General features: G+C 42.3%; 17 protein-coding genes. 6 read left to right on the top strand and 11 right to left on the bottom strand.

The genetic code is table 11. The features are described from left to right. The first annotated feature begins 386 nt into the window (after nucleotides 1-386). Complete coding sequence (locus AXW61_RS11300) at nucleotides 387-1,109, top strand: carbonic anhydrase family protein (RefSeq protein WP_062034410.1); 723 nt, start codon at nucleotides 387-389, stop codon at nucleotides 1,107-1,109. A 62-nt stretch (nucleotides 1,110-1,171) separates the two neighbouring features. Here the strand turns inward: AXW61_RS11300 and AXW61_RS11295 are convergent, their stop codons facing one another. The 5 genes from AXW61_RS11295 to AXW61_RS11275 form a co-directional block, all read right to left on the bottom strand. Next, a complete protein-coding gene (locus AXW61_RS11295) occupies nucleotides 1,172-1,897 on the bottom strand; it encodes an amino acid ABC transporter ATP-binding protein (protein WP_010326224.1) in 726 nt (241 codons plus the stop codon). Nucleotides 1,898-1,911: 14 nt separating this feature from the next. Further along, nucleotides 1,912-2,595 carry an ABC transporter permease subunit gene (locus tag AXW61_RS11290; protein ID WP_062034370.1) on the bottom strand — a complete coding sequence of 228 codons (684 nt, stop codon included), beginning with the start codon at nucleotides 2,593-2,595 and terminating at the stop codon, nucleotides 1,912-1,914. Beyond that, entirely contained in the window at nucleotides 2,595-3,338 is a 744-nt protein-coding gene (locus tag AXW61_RS11285; RefSeq protein WP_004981232.1) for an amino acid ABC transporter permease, read from the bottom strand. Before AXW61_RS11285 ends, AXW61_RS11290 begins: the two co-directional genes overlap by 1 nt. Nucleotides 3,339-3,406: 68 nt before the next feature. Beyond that, nucleotides 3,407-4,351 (bottom strand): transporter substrate-binding domain-containing protein, encoded by a 945-nt coding sequence (locus AXW61_RS11280; RefSeq protein WP_010326225.1) that lies wholly within the window; start codon nucleotides 4,349-4,351, stop codon nucleotides 3,407-3,409. 560 nt (nucleotides 4,352-4,911) lie between these two features. Beyond that, the gene (locus AXW61_RS11275; protein WP_004694572.1) at nucleotides 4,912-5,334 is read right to left on the bottom strand and encodes a hypothetical protein; all 423 of its coding nucleotides are present in this window, start codon (nucleotides 5,332-5,334) and stop codon (nucleotides 4,912-4,914) included. Between the two features lie 287 nt (nucleotides 5,335-5,621). Here AXW61_RS11275 and AXW61_RS11270 point away from each other — a divergent pair, with 287 nt between their 5' ends. The 4 genes from AXW61_RS11270 to AXW61_RS17605 all read left to right on the top strand — a co-directional run bounded on the left by AXW61_RS11270 (nucleotide 5,622) and on the right by AXW61_RS17605 (nucleotide 8,346). Beyond that, nucleotides 5,622-5,900, top strand: a complete 279-nt coding sequence (locus AXW61_RS11270; RefSeq protein WP_004981228.1) for a hypothetical protein — start codon at nucleotides 5,622-5,624, stop codon at nucleotides 5,898-5,900. Between the two features lie 164 nt (nucleotides 5,901-6,064). Then, complete coding sequence (locus AXW61_RS11265; protein WP_062034369.1) at nucleotides 6,065-7,771, top strand: mechanosensitive ion channel; 1,707 nt, start codon at nucleotides 6,065-6,067, stop codon at nucleotides 7,769-7,771. A gap of 63 nt (nucleotides 7,772-7,834) precedes the next feature. Then, nucleotides 7,835-8,026 carry a hypothetical protein gene (locus AXW61_RS11260; RefSeq protein WP_062034368.1) on the top strand — a complete coding sequence of 64 codons (192 nt, stop codon included), beginning with the start codon at nucleotides 7,835-7,837 and terminating at the stop codon, nucleotides 8,024-8,026. A 167-nt stretch (nucleotides 8,027-8,193) separates the two neighbouring features. Continuing rightward, nucleotides 8,194-8,346, top strand: a complete 153-nt coding sequence (locus tag AXW61_RS17605; RefSeq protein WP_164996887.1) for a hypothetical protein — start codon at nucleotides 8,194-8,196, stop codon at nucleotides 8,344-8,346. A gap of 21 nt (nucleotides 8,347-8,367) precedes the next feature. Here AXW61_RS17605 and AXW61_RS11255 read toward each other — a convergent pair whose 3' ends face one another. The 5 genes from AXW61_RS11255 to AXW61_RS11235 all read right to left on the bottom strand — a co-directional run bounded on the left by AXW61_RS11255 (nucleotide 8,368) and on the right by AXW61_RS11235 (nucleotide 13,969). After that, nucleotides 8,368-9,567 (bottom strand): NAD(P)/FAD-dependent oxidoreductase, encoded by a 1,200-nt coding sequence (locus AXW61_RS11255; RefSeq protein ID WP_062034367.1) that lies wholly within the window; start codon nucleotides 9,565-9,567, stop codon nucleotides 8,368-8,370. Between the two features lie 64 nt (nucleotides 9,568-9,631). After that, nucleotides 9,632-10,501, bottom strand: coding sequence for a pyridoxal-phosphate dependent enzyme (locus tag AXW61_RS11250; RefSeq protein WP_062034366.1), 870 nt, complete (start codon nucleotides 10,499-10,501; stop codon nucleotides 9,632-9,634). A 63-nt stretch (nucleotides 10,502-10,564) separates the two neighbouring features. After that, nucleotides 10,565-11,725 carry an HlyD family secretion protein gene (locus AXW61_RS11245; protein ID WP_062034365.1) on the bottom strand — a complete coding sequence of 387 codons (1,161 nt, stop codon included), beginning with the start codon at nucleotides 11,723-11,725 and terminating at the stop codon, nucleotides 10,565-10,567. A 32-nt stretch (nucleotides 11,726-11,757) separates the two neighbouring features. Beyond that, a complete protein-coding gene (locus AXW61_RS11240) occupies nucleotides 11,758-13,407 on the bottom strand; it encodes an MFS transporter (protein WP_062034364.1) in 1,650 nt (549 codons plus the stop codon). A 13-nt stretch (nucleotides 13,408-13,420) separates the two neighbouring features. Next, nucleotides 13,421-13,969 carry a TetR/AcrR family transcriptional regulator gene (locus AXW61_RS11235; RefSeq protein WP_062034363.1) on the bottom strand — a complete coding sequence of 183 codons (549 nt, stop codon included), beginning with the start codon at nucleotides 13,967-13,969 and terminating at the stop codon, nucleotides 13,421-13,423. A gap of 277 nt (nucleotides 13,970-14,246) precedes the next feature. Here AXW61_RS11235 and AXW61_RS11230 point away from each other — a divergent pair, with 277 nt between their 5' ends. Then, nucleotides 14,247-14,450, top strand: a complete 204-nt coding sequence (locus AXW61_RS11230) for an NF038215 family lipoprotein (protein WP_062034409.1) — start codon at nucleotides 14,247-14,249, stop codon at nucleotides 14,448-14,450. A gap of 207 nt (nucleotides 14,451-14,657) precedes the next feature. On the opposite strand, the gene AXW61_RS11225 is transcribed toward AXW61_RS11230, so the two are convergent. Next, on the bottom strand, nucleotides 14,658-15,113 hold the full coding sequence (locus AXW61_RS11225; RefSeq protein ID WP_062034362.1) for a DIP1984 family protein: 456 nt from the start codon (nucleotides 15,111-15,113) through the stop codon (nucleotides 14,658-14,660). Between the last annotated feature and the right edge of the window lie 50 nt (nucleotides 15,114-15,163).

The following is a 15,163-nucleotide window of genomic DNA, read 5'->3' as shown; positions in this document are numbered from 1 at the left end:
CGAGTCTCCGTTGCTTTGTTCTCTTTTGGAACGCACATACCATGAAATGTGCGTGCTGATTGTGCATCAGTGAAAGATTTTAAACATGATTGTATTTTCTCATTCTTATTTTAATTTATCACGGATAAAAGGTGAATAATCACATAACTGCATGTGATTAATTGTAATTATTGTCATATATGATCAGTCCTATTTCATCGTTTTACATCTAAAACGAGACAAAATAGTCGGGCAATATTGGCTTTTTGCTGAAAAGTTATGATTACAGAGTTTGCACAAAAAACAAAGACAAGCAGGCAGAATTGGCATTTTAGGTTTTGCTGCTTGAACGTGATTTCTTAGAGGATATTGGGGCGTTTTAAACTGATATTTTTTGATGGATTATGATGAAGAAAAAACTAATAGCAACATTGTTTGGTCTCCCATGTGTGATGGCTTGGGCCAGTAGTGAAGTAACTTCGGATTGGGGTTATCAAGCACAAACAGCACCGCAGTATTGGAGCCAGCTCAATAGCAAATACCAAACTTGTGCGGGGCATAATCAATCGCCCATTAATATTGAGCATGTTATTTCAGCAGACCTTGCGGCACTTGATTTTGATTATAAAACGGCTGCAACGAGTATCGTGAAGCTCCCTCATACTTTACAAGCCAATTTTCATCAAGGCAGTTATTTAAGTTTAGAAGGAGAACGATTTCAATTATTACAAATGCATTTACATAGCCCTTCAGAAAATACGATCCACGGCAAAAACTTTCCAATGGAATTACATTTAGTCCATGCTTCTGAAAAAGGGGAGCTGGCTGTGGTTGCAGTGATGTATGAACAAGGGAAAAAGAATCAAGCACTTGATGGACTATGGCAGCAGTATAGGCAATCCCAGAAAGTATTCAATTTAAACGCAGATCAATTTCTGCCGACACATCGCGAGTACTACCGTTTTAATGGTTCGCTCACGACACCACCGTGTACTGAAGGTGTACGTTGGGTGGTCTTAAAAGATATTCAGCAGGCATCAGCACAGCAAATCGCAAACTTCGCTGCACTGATGGGGTATCCGAATAATCGTCCTGTTCAAGCCACCAATGCGCGCTTGGTTTTAGACTAGAGCGTGAATTAAAAAAGCAGATCGTGTGATCTGCTTTTTTAATGTGGGATAACACGTCTGTGCTAGTGCAAGATCTTGTCTAAGAACTGTTGAGCACGATCACCACGTTTGGTGTTAAAGAAATCATCTTTGCTACAGTCTTCGACAATTTTACCTTGATCCATAAACAACACACGGTTGGCCACTTGGCGGGCAAAGCCCATTTCATGGGTGACACACATCATGGTCATGCCTTCATGTGCCAACTCGACCATCACATCAAGAACTTCATTAATCATTTCAGGGTCAAGTGCCGATGTCGGCTCATCAAACAACATGGCAATCGGATCCATGCTTAATGCACGGGCAATTGCGACACGTTGTTGTTGTCCACCTGAAAGTTGGGCTGGAAATTTATGTGCATGTGCACTCAGCCCAACCCGTTCTAAATAGCCTAAGCCTTTCTTTTTCGCTTCAGCTTCAGAGCGTCCCAATACTTTAATTTGGGCAATGGTTAAATTTTCAGTAATGCTGAGATGTGGAAACAACTCGAAATGCTGAAACACCATACCTACACGACTGCGTAATTTGGTCAAATCTGTTTTCGGGTCTTTGATGGGAATTCCATCGACTGTGATTTGACCTTGTTGGAAGGCTTCCAGTCCATTCACTGTTTTAATCAGGGTCGATTTGCCTGAGCCGGATGGACCACAGACCACCACCACTTCACCTTGGCAAATTTGTGTGGTGCAATCGGTTAAGACTTGAAAATCGCCATACCATTTACTGACATTTTGGAGGTCAATCATTACTTTTTGGTCGCTCATACGCTTAACCTCCTTTGTAATCGTTTTACTGCATATGTGGCTAGCATACTGATGGTGAAATACACTAGGCCTGCAAATAAAATATATTGCGTTAATAGAGACATCAAATCGCCCCGCACGTAGTTGGTGCGGAAAAAGTCGAGTAGGCCAATGGCGTACACCATGGTCGAGTCTTGGAACAAGATGATGGTTTGCTGTAACAGCAGCGGTGTCATTTTACGAAAGGCTTGCGGCAAAATGATTAAACGCATGGACTGACCATAGGTCATGCCTAGTGCATAAGCCGCGGCAGACTGTCCTTTAGGAATCGATTGAATTCCTGCACGTACAATTTCCGAGAAATAAGCCGCTTCAAACAACATGAACGCCACAATACTTGAGACCAAAGCGGTATCAATGGTCAGGTAATTTCCCGTGACTGTGGTGTAGATGAACGGTACAGCAAAGTAGAACCACATCAATACCAATAGGAGTGGAATCGAGCGAAATAAATTGACATAGCCTTGGGCAATTAAATTCAAGATCCGAATTGAAGACAAACGCATCAGTGCCAACAGCGTGCCAATGAAAATACCACCAATGGTGGCAATACAGACCACTTTTAAAGTGATACTTAAACCATGCCATAGGGCAGGTGCAGATAACTGCAAATCATGGGTAAATGCGGTGAGCCATTCCATTATTTAGCTCCTGCAATTAAACCTGGGACACGCAAACGTTTTTCAAGCAGCGTCATTAAGGTAATTAGGCACACGTTGATAACGATGAAAATAATCGTGACATAGGTATAGATTTCGATGGTGTTCTGCGTATATTCGCTGATGGTTTTCATCTGCGAAATAATCTCGGAGACCCCAACCAAAGAGGCCACAGAAGTATTCTTGACGCAGTTGGTCAGCTCGGAGCTCAGAGGCGGCAAAATCGTACGGAAGGACTGCGGTAAAATGACATAGCGGTATAGTTGTGCGGTACTAAACCCCATGGCATAACCTGCATTGACCTGTCCAGTAGGTAAAGCTTCAATACCTGTGCGAACTTGTTCGCAGACACGTGCTGCGGTAAACAGTCCAAGACCGATACTGGCTGAAATCAGTGCTGTTGTTCCTGCACTTAAATCATTAATCCACCATGACTTAATCGGACCAGGTAAGAAATTCGGCACCACATAAAACCAAATAAATAATTGGATCAGTAGCGGTACATTACGAAAAATGGTGACGTAGCCAGTGCCGATAGCACGTGCGGTTTTATTGGGAAGCGTGCGCATAATGCCGAGAATACTTCCGAGCACCATTGCAATGCTCCAAGCCACAATGGCAATAACAACCAGCCAGCCTAAACCAATTAAAATCCAACTGAGATAGGTACTATCTCCGACGCCTGTGGATTGCCAAAGGACGCCCCAGTTCCAGGTATAATTCATGACAATCCCCTAAAATAGGTCAGGCAAAGAAACTTTGCCTGAGTGAACATTAATCTTTCCTTTATCGTTTACTGATCACGGTCATGTGGGTTTGCAATTAAGGCTTTAAGTTGGTCTGACATAGCAAAGTTCAGGTTAATATTTTTCGGTGGAATTGGCTGTTCAAACCATTTGTTGTACATCTTGTTAATTTCACCTGAGCTATAAGTGGCTTTAATTGCATCATCAACCACTTGCTTAAAGCCTGTGTCACCTTTACGCAACATACAGCCATAAACTTCTTGAATTGGTGCTGTACCGACAATGTGCCACTTGTTTGGATCTTTGGCTTTCGATTTTTCCCCAGCAAGTAAAATGTCATCCATCATAAACGCAGCAGCACGACCGCTTTGGAGCATCAAGAATGATTCAGCATGGTCTTTGGCAGAAATCACTTCACCAATACCAAGTTCTTTTTCATGCTGACGAATATAGCGTTCTGAGGTTGTTCCTGCTGTCGTTACTAATTTTTTGCCTTTTAAGTCAGCAAAATCCTTCACGCCTGAATCGGTTGCAGTAAGTAAACGTGAACCCACTTCAAAGAAGCCCACAGAAAAATCAACTTGTTGCTGGCGTTCTTTGTTGTTTGTGGTTGAACCACATTCAAGATCGACTGTGCCATTTGAAACCAATGGAATACGGTTTTGGCTGGTGACTAAGTTATAGCGAACTTTCAAATCAGGCATATTCAGCTTTTGCTTAACAGCCTCAACTACTTTGAGCTGTAAATCATGTGCATAACCGACAGGTTGATTTGGGTTGTCTGCGATATAGGAGAATGGAATAGAGGAGTCACGGTAACCTAAAACAATGGTTCCTGATTTTTTAATCTTATCTAAAGTGCCTGACTGTGAAGCATCTGCGCCAGTGCTAGCTGCATCCGTTGCAGGTGCTTTGTTGTCGCTACATGCACTGAGGCTCAGCGCAAGTGCACTTGCACAAAATAAGGCAGAAAGATTACGTTGCATGGTCATGTACAAACTCCTTTTGTTTGCAGCATCAATTGCATTGTTTTTATCAAAAACGTCAGAATTGGGTTAAAGCTTTATTCTGTGCAAAAGATGTTCTTTTTATGGTATTTTTTTACAGCTTAGTCTGCATCTTAATCGAGATTGCTTTTGCTGCTCAAGTGGGATTTTTAATATTTTGTTAATAATGCTTTAAATAAGTGCATCGCTATATTCCTCTGATATTAAAAAGAAAATTATGCATAATGCGTGCCATTTCAAGTTTCATAATTCATTTTATTAGGCTAATGTCTAATGCCACAGGGTTGGCTATGCGTTTCGTTATGGATGCATGACAGAATGGATTTTGTTCGTGTAGAACATGCTAAAACTGCAATAGCAAAGGAAAGTGCTTTATTTTGAAGATGATCCGTTTTATGACGCAGTATATAAAAGTCAGTTAGATTCGGTTTACTGTCCTACGTTTTCTGCAGAGGATTAAAAAATAAAAGCGACTGTACGTTATGAACAAATGACGGGGCACAATCGCAAGGGGAGGAGATGAGCAGGTGTGTATCAAGAAGTGCTTAGTGCACAAACATATCCATATATTCACGGATTTCAGAAATAGCCGTTTCAATATCCGTCGTCAGCCATGTTGGCTCAAACAGTCCAATATAGTGATCTAAACGGTCTTGAGGTACAACTAAACGCACAGGACATTCTTCTTCCAGTAAGCGCCAAGGAATGATGGGTGTTTCATTGTCTAAAAAGGCTTGCACATTTCGAATATCAATAATCATGGCATTGACACATTCAGGAAAAGGCATCACAGAAAACTCTTCAGTACGACGACGGAAAAACTCCAGATCGCCCCATTTTAGAATATAACTAGGCTTAGAAAATTCAATAATACCAATAAGATGTTGGTCTCGCGTGTAGTGCAAATGACATTGGTGCGTAACATCAGTGTCTAAATCAAGCGTTACACTTTGTTGACGATATGCCATAAAGTCCAAAAACAGCTAAAACAAGGTGCATAATTATAGCGCAAATTCAGTTGAAGAGCGCTGTTCGCCAGACTCTTTTTGTCTATGCCTAGGTGAAATACCTTTTATATGACTTTTAACACTGAATTGACAGATGAGTGAGTATTTTTAAAGCCTTATAAAATAATAACTTATATTAAAATAAAGTGCTTGTTTACTATCTCACTATGCTTTGAAACACAATGCTACACAAGCAGTTGTTAGTATAAAAATTCGACAACTTGATAATAGAAAATTGAGGGGGAGCTATGACACATGATTTCAATAAACCGCCCCATGTACAAACGCCAGAGGAGCGGCAAAAGAAAAAACGCGTGCCTGTGTATATGTTGGCATTGGTTGGAATTTTCTTAATCGCATTATTACTTTATATGTTTGCAGATACCAAGCCAAATCCGACTGAGGCGCCTCCAGGCCATCCGAATCCGAGCGCAGAGCCTGCAACACCGAATAATAGCACCACTGCAACAGCAGGTGACGAAGCGGTAGCCACCGATAGCAATACGGCGACTGCAACTGACCGCTAAATGTGACTAAAGCCCTTGTAATGTACAGGGGTTTTTTCTTTAGCAGTCACCAAAAAGGTATTCCATTTCTCATTCATACCTCATGGCAGACAATCACTTCAAAACTAAAATCTGTATTTGAGCAAAGGTCGCTGTGAGGTAGACATAACAAGAGGGAGAACAAAATGAATGATTATGTAGGGCATCAGGGTCGATTTGATGCGATGTATTATTGGGACCAGTTTCACCCGATCCTGTCCGCAATCGCCATCCTGATCATTGGTTGGATTATTGCATTATTGATTGCAGGTGCTGTGAAAAAGGTTTTAACCAAACTTGGGACCAACCAAAAACTTTCCAGTGCTACCGGCCATCGCTCAAATATTGAAAATATTATCTCTCGAGTTGTGTTTTGGCTCATCTTGATTATTGCGGTGATTGGTGCACTCAATGTTCTCAATCTCACCAGTGTAAGTGGGCCATTTAGTAATATGGTTCAACAGTTCTTGTTGTTTATTCCACAACTGTTGGCTGCTGTTGCTGTGGGTTTTATTGGTTGGATTGTGGCAAATCTGGTCAAAGTGGGTTTGCAAAAAGGACTTGATCGGACTCAGCTAGATGAAAAGCTCAGCCAGGATGTCGGAGTCAGTACGCTGAGTCAAAACATCAGTGAAATTGTCTATTGGCTGATTTTATTACTATTCTTACCCATTGTTTTGTCGATACTCGGTCTGACTGGGCTGCTCTTTCCGATCCAAAATATGGTCAATGAAGCCGTACTGTATCTGCCAAATATCTTTATTGCAGGTGTGATTGTTTTTGCGGGTTATATTCTGGCCAAAATTGTACGGGGCATTATTGAGGGTTTATTGAGAAGCCTAGATGTACAAAAACAGGTTGAAAAAGTAGGACTGTTTAAAAACTCAGATTTGGCTAAAGTGCTCGGATCTTTTGTTTTTGCAATCGTTATTATCACAGCGCTGATTATTGCGTTTGAAGCTTTAGGCATTGATGCAATTTCTCAACCAGCGACGGCTATGTTGTATGAAATCATGAATGCGATTCCGCACATCATTGCGGCGGCATTGATTTTAATCTTGGCCTATGTGGTGTCACGTTTTGTCGCAAGCCTTGTGGTTGAAGTCTTGTCGGGAACAGGTGTAGATGACATTCCAAGCAAAGTTGGCTTGCAACGTTTCTTAGGAAACACCAAAGCGTCTTGCGTCGTGGGTTATTTCATTGTGTTCTTTACCATGCTATTTGCGGTCTCTGAAGCAGCAAATCGACTCGGCTTTGAACAGATCAGTGGTTTGATTGCGATGTTTATCCAGTTTGGTGCAAACATCCTATTAGGTGCAGTCATTCTGGGCGTGGGCTTCTGGCTGGCGAACTTGGTTGCACAGGTGATTGAACGTGGTGAATACAACAGCTCTCGTTGGGTGGCGAACATTGTACGTGTCTTGATCATTGGCTTGGTGTTGGCGATGGGCTTGCGTGCAATGGGTATAGCAGATTCGATCGTAAACTTGGCTTTTGGCTTAACGCTTGGGGCAGTTGCCATTGCATTTGCACTGGCTTTTGGTCTCGGTGGGCGTCAACCTGCGGAACGGGTTTTGACCGATTTGTTAGATAAAGCCAAAAAAGAAGGTACGCAACCGAATCCACTTTATCAGGCCAAAGCTGAAAGCACACAATCAGCACAAGGCAAAGAAGAGCATGCCTCACTGAAAGAGCAAATGGATACGCCAACGGTTGCAGAGGAATACCAACATGCAGATGATATTCCAACTACAGCAGAGGTCGATCCTGTGCATAAACCTTTAAATAAACCTTTTGGTTCAACGGGTGAAGCTGAACAAGATATTGACGTTCACCCCAAAGATCCAGACTAAATTAATCACACTAAAACACCGACCGCTGATGGCGGTTGGTGTTTTTTTTATTGGAGTAAGCTCATGTCAAAAAAAGCCCCAAATAAATATTTTGCCCCAATCATCATCGCGGGTATTACGGTTGGATTTTTTGTGAGTGCTTATAAATTTGTATTTGCAAAACCGAAGATCGATACAACATCACACGCTAATGCTGAAAGAATACAGACTGCGGCAACTGAAGGCCGTGATGAGGATAAATCTGATGAAAAATAATACAAAAGTCTATAGTGTGGAATGAAATTTAATTTGGTATGTTTGATGCATGTGGAATATGGATATTTCATAAATTAGAAATACTTACATGCCTATACTTTTGTGATAGCTGCATGGACATTTCACGATTTATTTTTATAAATTGCAGTTTAAAAAGGAAAAAACAGATGATACAAATATTAAAAAAAACATTGATGATGAAACGTTCAGTGATCCAGCCGAGCCATGTCCATATTGCCATTGCGAAAATGGACTTAGCACTTGCCCGTCAGCGGAAGCAAAAGCAGTGCGTACTGCTACGCACTGATTATTTAGAATAATTTATCATTTAAGCAGATGGCTTAGACATATTCTGATGCGGCATGCGCAGATGACCATGCCCACTGGAAGTTAAAGCCTCCCAAATGTCCTGTAACATCCAGTATTTCACCGACAAAGTACAAGCCTTTTTGCTTTTTACTTTCCATGGTTTTCGATGAAACTTCAGTGGTGTCTACGCCACCTAAAGTCACCTCAGCAGTACGGTAGCCTTCGGTTCCTGATGGTTTGACTTCAAATGCATGCAAGCGCGTGGCAATGTGCTCCAGTTTTTCATCCGACAGTTGGCCAATCGCTGTTTCAGCCAGTTCAGACCAAATGAGGTTTTGCAGTTCAACCACCACACTTTTCGGGAAATGCTCACCCAGTAAAGTACGCAGTAGGGCTTTAGGTTGACTCTGTTTTTTCGCTTTTAAGTAATCTTGCAAATCTATGCTTGGCAAGAAATCAATTTTGAAGCTTTGCCCAATATCCCAATAATTTGAAAGCTGTAGCGAGCTTGGCCCACTGAGTCCTCGATGGGTAAATAAAAGAGCTTCAGTGAAAGCGTTTAAATCATTCGATAAAGTTGCATCTACAGCGTTGCCACTTAAGCGAGTGGTCACTTCTTTAAAACTATCCGAGAAGGTGAAAGGCACTAAACCTGCACGAGTCGGATAAACATGATGACCAAATTGTTTCGCAATTTCATAACCAATGCCTGACCCTCCCAAGGTTGGAATAGACAAGCCACCCGATGCAACCACGACAGATTCAGCTTCAAAATAACCCAGTGTTGTGGCAATTTGAAAACCTTGTTCATCAAGTGCAGTGATGGCTTTCACTTCACAGTTGGTTTTAATATCGACCAAACCTGTTTTTTCACACTCACTTAATAGCATGGCTAAAATCTCTTTAGCACCATTGAGGGTGAAGAGTTGACCGTGTTTACGCTCTTCATATTCAATGCCGTACTCACAAACCATCCCAATAAAATCCCAATTGGTATAGCGGGTCAGGGCTGAAATTACAAAGTGCGGATTATGTGAAATAAAGTTGCTTGGTTCGACATAGAGGTTGGTAAAGTTACATTTACCACCACCCGACATGAGAATTTTTTTACCGACTTTATTGGCTTTTTCTACCACCACGACTTTACGTCCGCGTTGAGCTGCCATATAGGCTGTCATTAAGCCAGATGCACCAGCACCTAAAACTAAGACATCATATTGATTTGTGGACATGACACACTCACGGGAGAATAAAGCAGGGCATTATAGACCATCTTTTTTGCTTTTTCAGGACTATCTAAAGCGCAGCTAAACGGCCTTGAAGCCCGCCAGAATGAATCACTAAAATGCGATGATCTACTGGAAATTCACCTTGTTGAATTAAATCGGTTAAGCCCAACAGCATTTTGCCTGTGTAAATCTGTTCCAGTGGAATGTCATATTGCTGTTCAAACGCACGGATAAATTGCAATAGTTCAGCGGTGGTTTTGGCATAACCGCCACAGCAATATCGATCGGTAATTTGCCAATTCCGTTTTTTAGTCAGTTGCTCGACTTCTGTGTTCAGGAAATCGCCCTTGAGTGCAGAGAAACCTAAAATTTGCTGCTGTGAATGACTGGCTTCAATCAGACCCGCAATGGTGCCACCTGTACCCACAGCACAGCAAATCAGATCGAAATTTTGTCTATCCGCATCAGAGAGAATTTCTGTGCAGCCTTGAATGGCAAGAGGATTGGTTCCCCCTTCAGGAATCACATAATAATCAGGATAATCTTGTTGTAACTGTGCTAAGTAGGCTGGGCTTTGCTTTTGCCGATAGGCTTCTCGCGTCACAAACTGCAACTGCATGCCGAATTGCTGTGCTGTACTTAAAGTTGCATTCAAAGCTTTACTAGCCAGCTCCTCACCTCGAATAATGCCCAGACTCTCAAATCCAAACAACTGTGCTGCATAGGCCGTTGCGGCGATATGATTGGAATAGGCACCGCCAAAAGTCAGCAGTTTTTTACAGCCTTGTTGCTGTGCCGCCAACAGGTTGTATTTCAGTTTAAAAAATTTATTGCCTGAAATTTGCGGATGGACTAGGTCTAAACGTTTGATGCTGATATTGACTCCGCCAACGCTGATGTGCTGATAGGGAATGGACTGCGCAATCTGTTCAAACATAGGACTTTTATCAATCAGGTTGAGTGCTTAGTGTAAGTGAAAAGTCGTGGTTTCTGCACAGAATTAACGCTGTGCAGAGTAGGTGTCGACCGAACTAATCACGGACATGCCTGGGCGTAAATTTTCGATACCCGTTTGATTTGGATCAATCGCAATCCTTACCGCAATGCGTTGCACTACTTTGGTAAAGTTGCCTGTCGCATTATCGGCTTTCAATACACTGAACTCTGAACCCGCTGCTGGGGAAATTTGCTCGACATGGCCTGTAAATTTCTGATGATTGAGGGCATCCACCGTGAACCATGCTTTTTGCCCAATTTTCATGTTGGCAATTTGAGTTTCTTTAAAGTTAGCCGTCACCCAAGTTTGCTGTGGAATCAGATAGAGCAACTGTGTGCCTGCTGCCACATATTGTCCCACACGTGGGTTGACTTCACCCAGTTGCCCATCCATCGGGGCGATAATACTGCTGTAATTTTTAGTTGTTCTGGCTTGATCCAGTTGCGCAGCGGCATTGGTTACTTGCGCTTTGAGTCCTGTTTCAGCCACTTGAGCGGTTTTGAGCGCTTCTTTCGCCACCAATACATTGGCCTGTGCTTGTTGCAGTAAGGCTAAATTATTTTGGGTATCGGCAAAGGCTTTGTCTTGTTCTGATTTAGACGCTGCGCCAGAGTCTCCCAACTGTTGATAGCGCTGCTGTTGTGCCAATGACAGTTGGTACGCTGCTCGCGCTTGTTCGACCTTAGCTTCTGCCGCCACAATATCTGCTTTACGCTGTGCAATATTTTGGCTTTGATTAGATAGGTTATTTTGCGCTTGATCCACTCCAGCTTCTGCTTGAGTGACTTTTTGGTCATAAGTCGTGGCATCAATATGCATCAACACCTGTCCTTTTTTGACGTGATCAAAATCACTGACCAATACATCTTTGACATAGCCATTAATTTGCGAAGAAAGCACCGTAGTTTTGCCTTTGACATAGCTGTTGTCAGTGGGCTCAACCGCACTGTCAAATGGTCCAATTTTCCATGCCCATAAAATGATGCCAATACCGATGATGAGTATTAAAAACATCAAAATCAGCGTACGTTTCGCTGTTGGAATCAATTTACTCGAAGGTGGCGTAATCGGTGTTGCTACTGCCACGGGCTGTTCAGGCTGAGAGGTATTTTCAGACCTTGCGGTTGTTTCAGCGGGAGCTACTGGTTTTTGATCTTCAGACATAACAATTTCTCAATAAATAGGAAACAGTGGCATTAGGCAGGACCGATTTTCGCTTGTTGTCGCAGTTGATATTGATTTCGTGCAATCAGGAATGTCCCCCACAGCAACAGCAGCATAGCAACGACACCATTGAAACTAATCACATCGTTATAGGCACGCACCTGAGCCTCTCGAGTCACCACTTGATTTAAATTTTTTAAGGCTTGTTGTTGCTCTAACTGCTGATCGAGCGTGTAACTATGCGAACTTTGTTGATACGCTAAAAGACGCTGTGCAATCAATGGATTGGTTTCAGGGAGTTGTTGAATCATTTCAGCACGATAGTTCTGGGTTCGGACTTGTTGATAGGTGGAGTAAAACGATGAACCGACTAAGCCACCAAATGTTTGAGTCGCTGAAAATAAAACAATAAACGTGACAATATGAGTGGGGCCTTTTTGCATGGCGCTTAAGATACCTGTGATCAATAGTGGACCAATAAACACACCACTGGCAAAGCCCACCAAAAACTGACTGCCGTAGAAGTTGGAAGGGCGAATATCGCTGGTAAGGTGAAAATCCAGCCCGCAAGCAATTAATACCAAAACTTCTGCTAATAGTAGGTGCCAAATAATCCGTTCACGTGAAAAAGTGATGGCACTAAATAAGGTACCAGACACAATGCCTAAAAAGATCACCACATAGAGCGGAACAAATTGATCGGGTCCCATACCCATGGTTTTGAGAAAACTTACCGCAGCATAACTTTGCTCCGACATTAAGAAGCGAATTGCAAAGGCACCGATGATAAAACGAAGCGTAGACGATGTACCCAGCCAACGCGTCATAATCAGTGGATTGACCCGATAATGCTCGTAGACCAAACCAATCACAATCAGGCTGAACCCTGCAATTAAAAGGTATGCCAACCACTTCACTTCAAACCACCACAAGATAGGCCCTTGGGTCAGCACAATACACAAAAAAGCAAAACCAGGCGCAAGCAGGGCAAAGGTGAAGAAGTCTTGCTTTTCAAAAACAGCAATTCTTAAACTGCGGGGTAATTTAAGCGACACCACCATTGCGAAACAGCAGAGCGCTAAACCAATTTCAAAGGTATACAGGACATTCCAGTTATTGACGTCAATGAGATACGGAGAAATGATCCATGCCAAGGGAATTCCAAGCTGTTGAAAGCCTAAAGCCAAATAGATACTGCGACCAAAATCCTCCCGTTTAAAGGCCTGCATAATGTAATACATGCCTAAGGAGCTGAGAGGTGCGGCAACCATGCCGCTGATAAAACGCACCAGTACAGCCATTTCAAAAGTATGTACAAAGACGTGTAGAACCAAAACCACAATAAAAATCAGTAGGCCCATTTCAGAAAATAGACGTAGACCGTATTGCTGGCGGGCTTTAAACAAAATCAGGTTCGCACTGACATTGGCCATCACATAAGCCGCAGGAATCCATGCCACTTCAGAGGGTGTTAGTCCATATTCACCCTGAATTAAGGGTAAATTGGCGGTAATGAAACCGTTACTGAGACTTGCAGACAGTGCGACAAACAAACCAATAAAAAAATATATGAAGCGCTTTGGTGTGGAGTGCGCAATCACGGCAGGAGAGCCGGGTAGGGTTGGTTTTTCTTCGGCTGTCCAGTTTGGAGCAGGTTCGAGTAAACGTGGTGGCTGTGTCATGACTGGTGACCTTTTATGCCCGAATACCATTGAGTAAGAGCTCAATCGCACGTTGTGCAAGTTGTTGTTGCTCTATATCGGTCAGCCCTTGGAATGAAGTCCTTAAAATGGCCGTAATCATGGCGTAATCTTGAGTGGTCAAATCGGGGCGGCATACGCCGTGTCGAATAGCTTGATCAATTAAAGGTTGTAAAATCGCATCGCGGCGTGCGTAGATATCAACCATGACGGGATCATTACGCTCAATCACTCGCCAATATTCCATCAGTGCAGTTAAATACGGCAAGTTATAGACATGGTTTTCAATTAAACGAATAAAACCATCGTCATATTGAGAAAATGCTTCAGCACGAACTGCAAGACGTTCCAAAGCTTGCTCCATGAGTGCAATCACCAAGGCACGACGGTCAGCAAAATTACGATAAAACGTCGCCCGCCCGACATTGGCGGCATCAATTACCTGCTGTAAGGGTGCATTGATCCCGTGTGTACGAAAAACCTGAACTGCGGCTTCCAGCAATTCTTCACGGTTTTGTGCAGCACGCTGTTGACGACTGGTCATGGCGATTATTTCATTTGATTTGGGGGTGCTATTATTTAACGGACAAAAGTGTCCGTTGTAAATATTCAATCCTGTAAGATTTTGTAAATCAGTTGGTCCTTTTCTAATTTAAATCATTCATGTTATTGTTTTATCTATTAATAATTAATGTTTTTTTAAATAAAAAAATACGTACAGAACCATCATGTAGATGGATAAGAGTTGTAACAAAGTCGATAGGATTGGAAAAATAAAAGTGCTATGCTGAAAGAACAATAATGATAAATGAGGGGATATGATGAAAACCTTATCTACCCTGGTATTGGTTTTATTGCTCACTCAACTGACCGCGTGTGATGCAAAAAAGGAGTTGAATCAGCCTAGAACTGAGGCTCGTACCATGATTATTGGTGGTGTTCCTGTGCATGATCGTGACTATAAACTTCCATCACAAGAAATGGCTTTTAATCAGAAAACGCCTCCACAGGCTGATGCCTACTAATAGGTAAAAATAGGGAGGCATATTGTCAGTACATGGTGGTGCAAGGTGCGATGTGCAGTATAAAAGATGCATTGTGCTACGCCAGATTTGTGAAAATGTGAAGTAGACGTCTTACTTCCTGCAAACGTTTGTTGAATTAAAGCCTTACAAACGTATAAAAGGCCATGTACTCGCCCAATATGCCCAAACTGTTGTGGCTCAAATTGGTTAGATCAGTTCTATTTGCCAATTTGAAGCTTGAATCTCTAAGTTATTTTGCCTGAGTTGCTGGCTAATTGCATCGGCTTTTTTTTGCAAGTCTGCAACCGCAATGGTTTTAACCCAGCGAATTTCACTCGAACTATAACGACCATTTTCACGTCGTGAGCTGTCGATGGCCTGTTGAATAATACGATGTTGTTGCGTGAGCAAATCACGTGTGTTTAAAACACTGAGCATCGATTGACCCGTGCTGGTTTTAGCTTGAGCATTGGTCGCATGAATTCTTTCAATCAGATGATGTAACTCTGTATTTACACTAAAGGCCTCAAGAATCAGCGCATTGGGGTCTTCACTCAGTTCATCGCCTTCTTGGATTAGCACATTATTGTTGATGCGTTGTTGTAAAGAAGCGAGTTTGGTTTGTAAGTCACTACGCAATAAAAGTGCTTCTGCTAGTTTCATAGGTTTATTTTTAAAGTTTTAGATGAGTCTTATGCTGCATCTGTGCAGTC

The organism is Acinetobacter sp. BMW17 (assembly GCF_001592855.1).
Lineage (GTDB): Bacteria > Pseudomonadota > Gammaproteobacteria > Pseudomonadales > Moraxellaceae > Acinetobacter > Acinetobacter johnsonii.
Note: the sequence above shows the minus strand (reverse complement) of the source record. Positions and strands in the feature narration are given on the sequence as shown.